The organism is Mycolicibacter sinensis, assembly GCF_001673565.1.
Taxonomy (GTDB): domain Bacteria; phylum Actinomycetota; class Actinomycetes; order Mycobacteriales; family Mycobacteriaceae; genus Mycobacterium; species Mycobacterium sinense_C.
In genome coordinates this window covers 1-13,322 of record NZ_LZMF01000073.1, presented here as the reverse complement: position 1 = coordinate 13,322, position 13,322 = coordinate 1, and the positions used below count along the sequence as shown (strand labels likewise).

Here is a 13,322-nt window from a genome sequence, read left to right as displayed (position 1 = left end):
CGGCTGGGTCTTAGCGCACCAGTTCGAGCTTTGCGGACGTCTTCTTCGCGGACGTCTTCGTCGCGGTGGCCTTCTTCGCGGTGGCCTTCTTCGCGGTGGCCTTCTTCTTGGCCGCCGCGGTCTTCTGCGCCGGAGCTTTCTTGGCCGGAGCCTTCTTGGCCGCCGGAGCTTTCTTCGCCGGGCTCTTCTTGGCCGCCGCAGCTTTCTGCGCCGGGGCCTTCGTGGCCTCCAGCGCCTTGTTCGGCGTAGCCGCCTCGACCGGGGCCGCTACCAGGCCGGAGTCCTCTTCCGCGGGGGCCGCGAACCGGCTCGCCACGGCCACCGCGGCGGTGGCTGCCGCCGCCGTGCCCAGGGCCTGCGCCCAGCCGATCGGACCGACCGGCGTGCAGCCCAGCAGCTGACTGACACCCGGGGTGCTCACCATCGCGGCGAACGCGGCGAACGAGCCGGCCGCGGTGAGCAGCACCAGCGGCGCCCGCGAATCGACCACGGTCTGGCCCAGTTCGGTGGAGACCAGCGAGATCAGGGCCACCGTGGCGGCCCGCTGCGGCATACCCGTCACCGAGGCCATCGCCCAGGCAGCGGTGCCCGCGGCCGCGGTGACACCGCCCCGGAAGGCCACCGCGCGCCACAGCTTCTTCTCGTCGAGACCGCGGACCGCACCGCCGATCGGGCCCGCCGGCGTGCTGACCGCCACCGCGGTGGCCGGCAACGCGTCGGTCAAGGTGTTCATCAGCAGCAGCTGCCGAGTGTTCAGCGGTGAGTTACCGGTGACCGCCGTGCCGATGACGGAGAAGATCACCTCACCGGCGTTGCCGCCGAGCAGCCCGGAGATCGCCAGCTGGACGCCCTTCCACAGCCGGCGGCCCTCGTCGATCGCGTCGATCAGCGACCCGATCTTGCCTTCGGTCAGCACCACGTCGGCGGTGGTGTGCGCCGAGTCGCTGCCGTGCGCCACCACACCGAGTCCCACCGTGGCGGCCCGGATGGCGGCGGCGTCATTGGCGCCGTCACCGACCATCGCCGAGACCCGCCCGGCGCGCTCCAGCGTCTGGACGATCTGCACCTTGTTCTCCGGGGACATCCGGGCGAAGATCACCCGCTCGCAGACCACCCGCTCTTGTTCCTTGCGGTTCAACGCATTCCACTCCGAGCCGGTGATGACCTGGTCGGCGTCGACGGTGACACCCATCTCGGCGGCGATCGCGGTCGCCGTGATCGGGTGGTCGCCGGTGATCATCCGGATGTCCACCCCGCGGGCGGTGAGATCGGCCAGCAGCTGCGGCGCGTCGGCCCGGGGCGTGTCGGCCAGACCGAGGAACCCGATCAGCGTCAGCCCCGAGCCGGCCACCTCGACGATCCGGTCGGAGTCCTGCGACACCGTGCGCACCTGCGTGGCGGTCAGCGTGCCCTGCGCCACCGCGATCACCCGCAAACCCTGGGCGGCCATCGCGGCCACCTGCTGTTCCTCGGCGGCACCGGCGTTCTTGCAGGCCTGCAGCACCACTTCCGGTGCTCCCTTGACCAGCAGCTCCGACCCCAGCACCGACGCCGAGAACGCCCGGCCCGACCGGAACGGCAGGTGCGCGTCGGGCTCGGTCCATGCGCGGGCGCCGGACGCGGCGGCCGCACCCTCGACGATGGCCTGGTCGGTGGCGTGCGCATGCGCCGCACCGTCGGGCGCCGGCGCCGCCTGAGCCGCGGTGCCGAGCACGTCGTCGTCGGAATATCCGCGCAGCGGGCGCACCGTGGTGACCCGCAGCCGGTTCTCGGACAGCGTTCCGGTCTTGTCGAAGCAGACCACGTCGACCCGGCCGAGCGCCTCCACCGAGCGCGGGATCCGCACCAGCGCACTGGATTTGCTCAGCCGCTGCGACGACGAATGCTGGGCCAGGGTTGCCATCAGCGGCATCCCCTCCGGGACCGCGGCGATCGCCACCGCGATCGCGTTGCCGAGCGCCACCCGCAGCCCGCCCTGGCGCAGCAGGCCCAGCGCGCCGACCGCCACGCCGCCGGCCGCACTGACCGGGAAGGTCCGGTACATCAGTTGCGACAGGTGGTGTTGCAGACCGACCTCGGGCAGCTCACCGGAGGCCAGTTCGGAGGCCCGGCGGGTCTGGGTGTCGGCGCCCACCGCGGTCACCATGGCCAGCGCCTTCCCGGCGATCACGGTGGAGCCCGCATAGAGCATGGAGCTGCGCTCGGCCAGTTCGGCGCCCGGCGTGGGTTCGAGTTGTTTGCCGACCGACAGCGATTCGCCGGTCAGCGACGACTCGTCGACCTCGACGTCGGTCTCCTCGATCAGGCGGGCGTCGGCGGGCACCACCTCGTTGCTGCGCACCTCGATCAGGTCACCGGGCAGCAGTTGCTCGGCGACGATCTCGCGATACTCCCGGGTGCCATCGGCACCGGTCAGCACGACCCGCGCCGGCGGGGCCTGCTGCGCCAGCAGGATGTTCAGCCGGTTCTCGGCCCGCAGTCGCTGATAAGCCGCCAGCATGGCGTTGCCGGTGAGCACCGTCCCCACCATGACGGCGTCGATCGGCGAACCCAACATGGCCGTCGCCGCCGAACACAACGCCAGGATCGGGGTCATCGGGTCGGACAGTTCGGCGCGCACGGCGTGCAGGAACGGCCAAAACATGCCCTGCGACGCCGTCTCGGCCGGCGCCCGCTCGGCCAGTGGTGTCAGCTGCTCCGGGGTCAGCAGTTCCCGCACCTGCTCGACCGACATGGCGTGCCACTCGTAGGCCGGCGCCGGCTGCGGTGCGCGAGCCCGCAGCGTGCGGCGGGCCAGCAGGTAGCCCGACAGCATCCCGGCGCCCGCGCCGATGGTCACCGGTCCGGGGCCGCGGCCCTGGCCAGACCCGAGACCGGGGATCGTCGCCCGGACCCCGCGCACCAGCAGCAGCCCGGCGATCGTGGAGGCGCCGATCGAGATCGCGACACCGCGCTCGCTGGCCTCGCGCGCAGCCGGCAGTGCGCGCAGCACCTGCCAGGCGCCGGCCAGGTCGGCCAGCAGCAGGTCTGCGTAAAACGGCGGCGCGGTGTCGGCGCCGGCCTCCGGCATGACGCCCAGGCCCAGATCGGCCGACGCCAAGGCCTGCGCCGCGACACCGGATAGCACCGCCACGGTGCGGCCGGCCTGCTGCAGCTCGGTCACCGCCGTGGCCAGTGCCGCGTCGATGTCCTGGTCGGCGGGCAGCGCATGCACGTCGTCGAAGCCGGGGCGCAGCTCGCCCAGGATGTCGGTGTCCACCGTGACCAGTTCTGCTCCGGAGGCACGCGCCTCGAGCACCACCGCCGAGGCCAACGCGTGGTGCGCGGGCAGAATCAGCGCCTCCACCGGGTCCTTGCGACCCGAGCCTCGTGCGGTCATGCGCGGTACCCGGTGCCAGCCCGGACGCAGCCCGGGCTTGTCGAGCAGGCTCTGCGCGTGACGCCACGCCAGCGGCAGCTCATGCTCACCGGCGCCGCGGATCTGCACCACCCGGCCTTGTTCGCCGGCCAGCACCCGCGGGTCGATGAGCAAGGTGTCGACCTTGTCGAGGCGGCGCAGGCTGTCCGGCCTCAGCGGCAGCACGCCGTGCTGGTCCGCCAGGCCCTGGCCCAAAGTCGCGGCGAAGGACTCGCAGCTGGTGCGCACCGCTTTCGGGGAGGCCGCCAGGATCGCATTCGAGGTCATGTCCAGGTTGCGGGTCAGCGCCCCCACCACTCCGGCCCCGACCACCTGCGCCAGCGCCGTACGTTTCAGGTGGCGTTCCACCGCGCCGTCCGGACGCGGGACCGGACGCGCAGCGGTGTAGACGTCGGGGTGCTCGGCATAGCGGGCCAGTTCCGGCTCGTAGCGGTTCCACGCCACCGCGCCGGCGCGGGACTCGGCGGCTTTGAGGCCCTCCACCATCAGGTCCACCGCGAGGATCGCCGGGGACATGGTGATGACGTGCGATCCGAGCGAGGCCAGTGAGAGCACGGTGTCGGTTCTGGTGCGCCCGATCCGGCTTTCCAGCGCGTTGCGGACCAGCGGCTGATAGCGGGCCACCGACGCTGCGGCATCGAAGATCTTGGGCGCGGCCGGCCAGCGCAGCACGCTGCCCGCCGTCGCGATCGCCAGCCCGACCGCGTTGGCGCCGACCATCGCGCCCTTGGCGGCCAACAACAGCCCGTCGCCCGGCAGCGCAGCACCGTCGGTTGCGCTGAGCTCGGCAGCCTTTTCGACGCCTTCGACCGCGGCGCACAGCTCCGCCAGGGATGTGTCGTCATCGATCTCGACGACCACCCGGGACAGCGGGCGGTTCAGCCGCACCGAGGTGACACCCGGCCGGTCCTGCAGGGCTTCGAGCACCGCGGGGCCGAGGTCGGGGCCGTCGCCGTCGAGCCCGCGGACTTCGATCCAGGCCCGCCCGGCGCCGCGCCAGCTACGCCGGCGGGTCAGGTCGGAGCGCTCACCGGCCAGGATTTTGGCGCCTTCGCGCAGCGGGATGGCCGCGAGGTCCAGGCTGGCCGATGCCACCGTGCCGACGGCGTCCAGACCGAAGCGTCCGATCGAGAACACGTCCATGGGTTACCTCCAGCGTCTGTGATGCGCTGGAGGTCTCTTCCGCCGGCCACCGGCCCGCAGCACCGGTCGTCCGATGACGGGCGACGAGTTGACGACACTGCAGCGAAGGAATACTCCCCTCCGTCGAGGAAGTATGCCACAGAAGTTCAGGCCGACTTCACCTGCCGGAAATAAGCCACCGTGCGCGCCACCCCGTCGGCCAGCGCGACCTGCGGTTGCCAACCCAGCACCTCACGCGCGCGGTCGATGTTCAGACACGACCGCTTCAGGTCGCCCAGCCGCGGCGGGTGGAACTCCGGGTCATCGGGTGCGCCGACCGCGGCGGCTACCGCCGAATGCAGTTGCCGGTCCGAGGTTTCCACCCCGGTCCCGACGTTGAACCGCTGCCCGTCGCCTCCCCCGCCGGCCGCCCGCACGAAGGCGTCCACCACGTCGTCGACGAACACATAGTCGCGGGTGTTGGATCCGTCCCCGAACACCTTGGTCGGCGCGCCCTTCAGCAGGGCCTGGGCGAAGATCGCCACCACACCGGCCTCGCCGTGCGGATCCTGCCGGGGGCCGTAGACGTTGGCCGGCGCGATGTGCGAACACTGCAGCCCGTAGAGGTGCCGGAAGGTGTTGAGGTAGATCTCACCGGCCACCTTGCCGGCGGCATACGGCGAAGCCGGGTCGGTGGGGTCGTCCTCGCGGGTCGGATAGCGCGGCGGGGTGCCGTAGATCGACCCGCCCGAGGAGGTGTGCACGATCTTGCGCACGCCCGCGGCGCGGGCCGCCTCGGCGAGCCGGATGGTCCCGACCACGTTGACCGAGGCGTCGTGCTGTGGGTCAGCCACCGAATGGCGCACGTCGATCTGGGCGGCCAAATGGAAGATCACCTCCGGGCGGGAGCGCTCCAGCACTTCGCCCAGGTCGGCGGTGACGATGTCGGCTTCGACGAAGCTGAAGTCGGCGTCGCCGGTCAGGTGCTCGATGTTGGTGGCCCGCCCGGTCGCGAAGTTGTCCACTCCGACGACCGGGTGCCCGTCCGCCCGCAGGCGGTCGACCAGCGTTGATCCGATGAATCCGGCTGCTCCGGTGACCAGTGCTCGCACCGGGCCACAATACCGACAGGTAAGAAAGACGGATGCGCACCCGGATGGCCGCCCTGCCCTGGGTCTGCTGGGCGGCGGTGGTGTTGCTGGCCGCGCAACTGGTGGTCCGGGCGGTGGTGGCCTTCGGCGGCTACTTCTACTGGGACGACCTGATCCTGATCGGCCGGGCCGGCACCCACGATCTGCTGTCACCGGCATATCTGTTCGACGATCACGACGGTCATGTGATGCCGGGGGCGTATCTGGTGGCCGGTGCGCTGAGCCGGGCCTGGCCGTTGCAGTGGGCGGCGCCGGCGGCCAGCCTGGTGGTGCTGCAGCTGCTGGCGTCCGGTGCGCTGCTGCGGGCGCTGTGGGTGATTCTGGGCTGGCGGCCGGTGCTGCTGGTGCCGCTGACCTTCGCGCTGTTCTGCCCACTGGGTCTGCCGGCGTTCGCATGGTGGGCGGCGGCGTTGAACTCACTGCCCATGCTGGCGGCGCTGGCCTGGGCGTGCGCCGACGCGATCCTATTGGCGCGCACCGGGAATCGGCGCTACGCGCTCACCGGCACCTTGGCCTACGCAGGCGGCCTGCTGTTCTTCGAGAAGGCCGCGGTGATCCCGTTCGTGGCGTTCGGTGTGGCGGCACTGCTGCGCTATGTGGCCGGGGAACGGCCGGGGAGTGCGATCGCGCAGGCCTGGCGGGCCGGGGCCCGGCTGTGGACGGCGACGCTGGCGGTGACCGGTGGCTGGATCGCGGTCTACCTGGCGGTGGTCAACCAGAAGCGCTGGACCTTCGACCTGGACATGACCCGCGAGCTGTTGTGGCGCTCGATCACCCACGGCATCATCCCGAGCCTGGCCGGTGGCCCGTGGACGTGGGCGCGCTGGGCGCCGGCCTCGCCGTGGGCCCTGCCGGGCCCGGTGGTGATGACGATGGGCTGGCTGGTGCTGGCGGGGCTGCTGGCGGTGTCGCTGGCGCGCAAGCACCGGCTGGCGCCGGTGTGGCTGGCCGCGCTTGGCTACGCCGCGGCCTGCCAGGTCCCGATCTACCTGATGCGGTCCTCGGCGTTCACCGCGCTGGAGCTGGCCCAGACCCTGCGCTACCTGGCCGATCTGGTCGTGGTGCTGGCGATCCTGGGCGCCGTCGGATTGTGTGCGCCCAACCGGGAGTCATCGCGGTGGCTGGACGCCTCGCCGTTGCGCACCGTGGGGGTGACCGGCCTGGCGGTGGCCTTCACCGCCAGCAGTCTGTACTCGGCGGTGACGTTCCTGGCCCGCTGGCGCGATGACCCGGCCCGGGCGTATCTGGCCAACGCCCGGGACGCCCTGGCCGCGGCCCGCGCCGACTCCGATGCGCCGCTGCTCGATCAGGAGGTCGACCCGCTGGTGCTGCAGCGGGTCGTCTACCCGGAGAACCTGGCCAGTCACCTGTTCGCGCTGGTTCGTGACCGGCCGGAATTCGCTTCGGCGACAACGCAGTTGCGGATGCTCACCAGCGCGGGGATGCTGACCGACGCGCAGGTGACCTGGGTTCGGTCCATCGTGGCCGGGCCGGTGCCGCGCTGCGGCTATCTGGTGCAGCCGGACCTGCCGGCCACGCTGGGGCTCGACGGTCCGCTGCTGCCGGCCGACTGGACCGCCGAGATCAACTACCTGGCCAACGTCGACGGTGCGATGACGCTGGCGCTGTCCGACGGCCCCGAGGTCCGGGTCAGGGTGCGCCCGGGACTCAATCGGGTCTACGTGCGGCTTCCCGGCGCCGGCTACAACCTCACCGCGCGCGCCGACACCGCGGCACTGTCGGTGTGTATCGCGTCGGGACCGGTCGGCTACGTCGCACCGCGCTAACGCGCTGCGAACAAGCGCAGATATGCGTTTCCTATGAGTCTCGGCTCTTGAGTTGCCCGGCCACTGCGGCCGGAAATACCTTCGGATATCGGCGATTTGAGGAGTAGCCGATGAATTTTGCAGCGTTGCCGCCGGAGGTCAACTCTGCGCTGATGTATTCCGGGGCCGGATCCGGCCCGATCCGCGCCGCCGCCAGCGCCTGGAAAACCATGGCCGCCGAACTGGAATCAGCAGCCAACTCCTACCGCACCGTCATCGCCGGACTCACCGACGAAACCTGGCAAGGCCCCGCCGCCACCGCCATGGCCGCCGCCGCAGCCCCCTATGCCGCCTGGATGAGCACCACCGCCGCCCAAGCCGGCCAAGCCGGCACCCACGCCAACGCCGCCGCAGCCGCCTACGAAACCGCCTTCGCCATGACCGTGCCACCGGCCGTCATCGCCGCCAACCGAACACAACTGACCACCCTGGTCGCCACCAACTTCCTCGGCCAGAACACCGCCGCCATCGCCGCCAACGAAGCCCTCTACGGGCAAATGTGGGCCCAAGACGCCACCGCCATGTACGGCTACGCCGGCACCGCCGCCACCGCCACCCAACTGCCCACCTTCACCGCACCGCAACACAATTCGCAGCCCATCGGCCCCGCCGACGCATCGGGGTCGTACGAAGGCGCCGGCGCGCCCGGCTTGTTGCTGGACCTGCTGGTCGCGGTCATCGAGGTGGACAGCATCGCGCCCTTCGAAGGCGGCGGAGCGGGTCTGGAATTCGGCGGGCTGGCGATCGAAGCGGCCAGCCTGGGGCCGTTCGCCGGTCTGGGCATCACCGGTGAGTTCGGCGCCGCGAGCGGTCTGGGCCTGATCGGCCAGACGACACCGGCCGGCGGGCTGTTGGGGCTGGCCCCGCCGGTGGGCGGTCTCAGCCCCGCCGCCGCACTGCCGGCGGCCGGCCTGAGCGGTGCCGGCCGGGTGGGTGCGACCTGGGCCGGCATGGGCAAGGCGGTGCCGCTGGGCGGGCTGTCGGTGCCCCAGGCGTGGGCGGCCGCCGCCCCCTCGGCGCTGCGCGAAGTCGCCTTGCTCTCAGCACAATCCAGTACCGCCGCAGCAGCCGCCGCGGCTGCCGGAGCCGAAGCGCCTTATGCCGAGATGGCGCTGGCCACCATGGCCGGCCGCGCCATGGCCGCCACGGTGGCCCCGGGCCGTCGAGCAGCGGTGATCACCCAGCCCAATCCCACCGCGGCGGCCAAAGCGGTCCCAGAAGACAACGAACCCGCAGCACGCCCCGATGAGGTGACCGGCGTCGAGGTTCTCGCCGAACTGCGCGGCCTGGCAGAACTGCGCGACTCCGGTGTGCTGACCGACGAGGAGTTCCACCAACAACGCGAACGCGTCATCGAACATTTTGTCGACCAATGAATTTCACAAGGGAGGTAAATAGATGTCTTTCGTGGTTACCCAACCGGAGATGCTGTCCGGGGCGGCCGGCGATCTGCAGGGAATCGGTTCGGCGGTGCAGGCACAGAGCGCAGCGGTGGCGACACCGACCACCGCGATGGCCGCACCCGCCGCCGATGCGGTCTCGACGTCGATTGCCGCGCTGTTCAACGCCAACGGTGCGCTGTTTCAGAGCGTGGCCGCTCAAGCGGCAGCCGTCAATCAGATGTTCGTCGCCGCGCTGAACGGCGGTGGCGTCTCGTATGCGACCGCTGAGGCGGCGAACGCGGCCGCTGCCGGCTGATCGCGGAGTAGCCGATGAATTTTGCAGCGTTGCCGCCGGAGGTCAACTCTGCGCTGATGTATTCCGGGGCCGGATCCGGCCCGATCCGCGCCGCCGCCAGCGCCTGGAAAACCATGGCCGCCGAACTGGAATCAGCAGCCAACTCCTACCGCACCGTCATCGCCGGACTCACCGACGAAACCTGGCAAGGCCCCGCCGCCACCGCCATGGCCGCCGCCGCAGCCCCCTACGCCGCCTGGATGAGCACCACCGCCGCCCAAGCCGGCCAAGCCGGCACCCACGCCAACGCCGCCGCAGCCGCCTACGAAACCGCCTTCGCCATGACCGTGCCACCGGCCGTCATCGCCGCCAACCGAACACAACTGACCACCCTGGTCGCCACCAACTTCCTCGGCCAGAACACCGCCGCCATCGCCGCCAACGAAGCCCTCTACGGGCAAATGTGGGCCCAAGACGCCACCGCCATGTACGGCTACGCCGGCACCGCCGCCACCGCCACCCAACTGCCCACCTTCACCGCACCGCACAACACCGCCACGCCCAACCCCACCACCACCAGCTCGGCCGTCCAAACCGCCGGCAACGCCGCTGCCAGCCACGCCCTGAACACCGCCGGCCACCTTGCCGGCTCCACAGCCGAATCCGCCGATGCCATCTCCCCCGGCTTGGCCTTCGATCTGGCCGGCGCGGTTCTGGAGGTGGCCAGCGTCGGCCCGTTCGGCGGAATCGGGCTGGGTGGGGCGTTCGGTGGTCTGGCGATCACCTTGGGCGAGTTGGCCTTTCCCGAAGGCGCGGAAGGCCTGGGAGCGCTAGGCGGCTTGGGTCTGATCGGCCAGGCCACCCCTGGCGTCGGCGCGCTGGGATCCGCGTCCGGCCCGGTCGGTGCGACGTGGGCCAGCGTGGGCAAGGCGGTGCCGCTGGGCTCGCTGTCGGTGCCGCAGGCCTGGGCCGCCGCCGCACCCTCGGCCCTGCGCGAAGTCGCGTTGGTCTCAGCGCAATCGGGCACCGCCGCAACGGCCGCTGCCGGAGCCGAAGCCCCCTACGCCGAGATGGCCCTGTCCAGCATGGCCGGGCGCGCCATGGCCGGCTCGGCGGCACCGGGGCGCGGAGTAGCGATCGCCAGCCAGCCCAATCCCAAGCCGGCGGCACCACCCAAGCCCGCCGAGGAACCCGAAGAGCCGGACAAGCCGGACAAGGCGAAGGCGATCGGCGTCGTCGCCGAACTCCGCGCCCTGGTCGAGCTGCGGGACTCGGGAGTTCTGACCCAGGAGAGGTTCATTCAGCGGAAGCAACGGCTCCTGGGCGAATGATCTCGACTCCGGGGTGGAAAATGGGGACCGATGTCGGGTAACACGGACCACCGGAGTCCGCGCAAGGCGATCCTCGGCCAACTGCCGCGGATCAATCGGCCCGACGGGTCACCGATCCGGGTGCTGCTGGTCGACGACGAGCCGGCGCTGACCAATCTGGTGACGATGGCCCTGCACTACGAGGGCTGGATGGTCGACGTCGCGCACAACGGCCGCGACGCCGTCACCAAATTCCACAGCGGCGAGCCCGATCTGCTGGTTCTCGACATCATGCTGCCCGACGTCGATGGGCTGCAGATTCTGCAGCGGGTCCGCGAATCCGACGCCTACATCCCGACGCTTTTCCTCACCGCCCGCGACTCGGTCACCGACCGGGTCACGGGTCTGACCTCCGGCGCCGACGACTACATGACCAAGCCGTTCAGCCTCGAGGAGTTGGTGGCGCGGCTGCGCGGACTGCTGCGCCGCTCCGCCCAGCTGATGCCACCGGTCGACGAGGTGCTCACCGTCGGCGATCTGACACTCGACGGCGCCAGCCGGCAGGTCAGCCGCCGCGGTGTTCCGGTGTCGCTGTCCACCACCGAGTTCGAGCTGCTGCGGTTTTTGATGCGCAATCCCGGGCGGGCGCTGGCGCGCGCGGAGATCTTGGACCGGGTCTGGAATTACGACTTCGCCGGCCGCACCAGCATCGTCGACCTGTATATCTCCTACCTGCGCAAGAAGATCGACGTCGACCCCCCGATGATCCACACCGTGCGCGGGGTGGGGTACATGCTGAAGCCGCCGCAATGACGCACTCCTCGCCGTGGTGGCGCCCGCGGGCACTGCGCCGGCAGTTGGTGCTCGGCGTGTCAGCCGTGGTGACGGTGGCGTTCGTGGCCGTGGGCGTGGTGTCGGTGCTGAGCCTGCGCAGCTACGTCACCGCGACCAGCGACGCCGATCTTTCCGAGTCGCTCAACGCCTTCAGCCACTCCTTTGCCAAGTATCGCCGCGTCGAGAACGTCACCGGCCCCGACGGTATGTCGAACATCGGGCGGGCCATGTTGGGTTTCAACGATCAGACGCCGGGCAACGTGCTGGCGGTGCTGCGCAACGGCAAGGTGATCGGTTCGGCGGTGTTCACCGAGGAGGAGCCTTATCCGGCACCCGCGAATGTGGTCGCCGCCATCGACGCCCACCACTGGCACAACGGCCCACCGCAGTCGATGGAGTTGGGCGGTCTGGGGTCCTACCGGGTGGAGACCCGCGTCGCCGACGAGGACGACCTGTTGTTCATCGGCGGGTCGCTGAACCTGGCGAACCGCACCGTTGCCCGCCGAATGGCCTCGGCGGCAGGTCTTTACACGGTGGCGCTGCTGATCACCGCCGGTCTGACGATCACTGTGGTCAGCTACGCGTTGCGCCCACTGCGCCGGGTCGCGGCCACCGCCGCCTCGGTGGCCGCGATGCCGCTGACCGACGGCGACGAACGCATCACCATCCGGGTCGCCGCCACCGATGTCGACCCCGACAACGAGGTCGGTATCGTCGCCGGCGCGTTGAATCGCTTGCTGGACAACGTCGATAGCGCACTGGCGTATCGCAGTGAAGCCGACCGGCGGATGCGGCAGTTCATCACCGACGCCAGCCACGAACTGCGCACGCCGCTGGCCGCCATCCAGGGCTACGCCGAGCTGACCCGTCAGGACAGTTCCACGCTGCCACCGACCACCGAATACGCGCTGGCCCGTATCGAATCCGAGGCGCAGCGGATGGCGTCGCTGGTCGACGAGCTGCTGCTGCTGTCCCGGCTCAGCGAAGGCCAAGACCTGGACATCGAAGACGTCGACCTGGCCGACCTGGTGCTCGACGCGGTCAACGACGCCGCGGCGGCCGCGCCGAGCCACCACTGGGTCAAGAACCTGCCCGAGGCCCCGGTGTGGGTGCGCGGTGACCGCGCGCGGCTGCACCAGGTCGTGACCAACCTGCTGAAGAACGCCTGGGTGCACACGCCGCCCGGGGTGACAGTCACCACCGCCATCGCCGAGGACCGCTGCGGGGTGGGCGGGCCGGTCGCGGAGTTGACGGTGGCCAACGACGGCCCGGCGATCGATGCCGACATGGTGCCGCACCTGTTCGAGCGGTTCGTGCGCGCGGACAAGGCCCGCTCCGGCGAGCTGGGCAGCACCGGGCTGGGGCTGGCGATCGTGGCCTCGATCGTCGGCGCGCACCGCGGCTCGGTGGGGGTGGAATCCGCCGACGGCGCCACGGTGTTCCGGGTTCGGCTGCCGGTGGTAGGTGGAGCCGCTGTTGGACTTCGGGTGATGCTTGACGGATCGTCTTCGGTTGATCCTTGACACTCCAGGTTAGTGGTTAGGCCTGTTCGCGGCTGCGGAAGGCCCGTTTGTTTCTTACCTCACCGCGGCTGGTGCGGGCGGCGGTCTTGACCAGGTCGTCGCCGATGAAAAACCGCAGCAGATCCCCGTCGACATGCACGTCGCAGCGGGAGCCGGCGTGATGGGCTCCCACGCTGACTTGCTGCCATGCCACGCTGACGACGCCGTTGGTGGTGACCCGGCGCGACACCCAGTGATCACCGCTGCGATCGGTACCGGCTGCACTCGAGGGGCTCGCTACCGCAGCGTCGGTCGCGCCCGCGCTGAACCGCTCAGCAGGGGCCACCATGGCGATGGCTTGGTGGGGCCGGGCCGTGTTGTAGTAGCCAACCCACTCATCCAAGGCCTGCTGAGCACGTTTCAGAGTAGCGAAAGGCTTTCGGTCGCTGAGGAACTCAGCACGCAAACTGCGATGGAAACGC

9 protein-coding genes are annotated in these 13,322 nt (G+C 70.6%); 6 read left to right on the top strand and 3 right to left on the bottom strand.

All coding sequences use genetic code 11. The annotated features are described in order from the left end of the window. Nucleotides 1-10: 10 nt before the first annotated feature. Together A5648_RS11670 and A5648_RS11665 are read right to left on the bottom strand one after the other, a co-directional pair. Nucleotides 11-4,561, bottom strand: a complete 4,551-nt coding sequence (locus A5648_RS11670) for an HAD-IC family P-type ATPase (protein WP_065024698.1) — start codon at nt 4,559-4,561, stop codon at nt 11-13. 146 nt (nt 4,562-4,707) lie between these two features. Further along, on the bottom strand, nt 4,708-5,652 hold the full coding sequence (locus A5648_RS11665) for an NAD-dependent epimerase/dehydratase family protein (protein ID WP_065024697.1): 945 nt from the start codon (nt 5,650-5,652) through the stop codon (nt 4,708-4,710). Between the two features lie 32 nt (nt 5,653-5,684). Between A5648_RS11665 and A5648_RS11660 the strand changes: the two genes are divergently transcribed. The 6 genes from A5648_RS11660 (at nt 5,685) to A5648_RS11635 (ending at nt 12,861) form a co-directional block, all read left to right on the top strand. Further along, complete coding sequence (locus A5648_RS11660; protein WP_082966444.1) at nt 5,685-7,478, top strand: hypothetical protein; 1,794 nt, start codon at nt 5,685-5,687, stop codon at nt 7,476-7,478. A 110-nt stretch (nt 7,479-7,588) separates the two neighbouring features. Beyond that, a complete protein-coding gene (locus A5648_RS11655; RefSeq protein WP_065024696.1) occupies nt 7,589-8,893 on the top strand; it encodes a PPE family protein, SVP subgroup in 1,305 nt (434 codons plus the stop codon). Nucleotides 8,894-8,915: 22 nt separating this feature from the next. Continuing rightward, a complete protein-coding gene (locus A5648_RS11650; RefSeq protein ID WP_065024695.1) occupies nt 8,916-9,215 on the top strand; it encodes a PE family protein in 300 nt (99 codons plus the stop codon). 14 nt (nt 9,216-9,229) lie between these two features. Further along, nucleotides 9,230-10,525, top strand: coding sequence for a PPE family protein, SVP subgroup (locus A5648_RS11645; protein WP_065024694.1), 1,296 nt, complete (start codon nt 9,230-9,232; stop codon nt 10,523-10,525). Nucleotides 10,526-10,555: 30 nt separating this feature from the next. Further along, nucleotides 10,556-11,317, top strand: a complete 762-nt coding sequence (locus A5648_RS11640) for a response regulator transcription factor (protein WP_065024693.1) — start codon at nt 10,556-10,558, stop codon at nt 11,315-11,317. Then, the gene (locus tag A5648_RS11635; protein WP_065024692.1) at nt 11,314-12,861 is read left to right on the top strand and encodes a sensor histidine kinase; all 1,548 of its coding nucleotides are present in this window, start codon (nt 11,314-11,316) and stop codon (nt 12,859-12,861) included. Before A5648_RS11640 ends, A5648_RS11635 begins: the two co-directional genes overlap by 4 nt. 16 nt (nt 12,862-12,877) lie before the next feature. Here A5648_RS11635 and A5648_RS11630 read toward each other — a convergent pair. After that, nucleotides 12,878-13,322: integrase core domain-containing protein (locus A5648_RS11630; RefSeq protein ID WP_165607335.1), on the bottom strand; the 445-nt coding region annotated here is incomplete at its 5' end.